1 protein-coding gene is annotated in these 350 nt (G+C 48.9%); it reads right to left on the bottom strand.

Translation table 11 applies throughout. The annotated features are described in order from the left end of the window. The coding region (locus AB4585_RS26875; RefSeq protein WP_372171787.1) for an RnfABCDGE type electron transport complex subunit D at positions 1-350 on the bottom strand (350 nt) is incomplete at both ends.

Here is a 350-nt window from a genome sequence, read left to right on the forward strand (position 1 = left end):
CGATACAGAATAAAACTTCCCAGAAACCACCTACGATAAATACCGTGGCATAGATAGGTAAGAAGTAGGTTGCACCGAGCAACATCTTACTGCCCCACCCGGCCTCAGCACTTATGGTGCCACCGAGCATCTCTGTTAGCCAGTAGTGCCAGTTGCCTGCCACAATACCTGCCAGTTCAGAACCAGAGTGTAAGAAGGTCAAAGCGCTGATCGCTTGGTTACCCGTGTTGTACATGCCCCAGAACATTGCTGGGAAGACAGCAAACCACACCATGATCATGATACGTTTAAGGTCAACGCTATCACGCACGTGTGCTTTAGTCTTAGTTACCGTACCCGGAGTGTAAAAT

This window comes from Vibrio sp. 10N.222.49.C9 (genome assembly GCF_041474985.1).
GTDB lineage: Bacteria > Pseudomonadota > Gammaproteobacteria > Enterobacterales > Vibrionaceae > Vibrio > Vibrio crassostreae_C.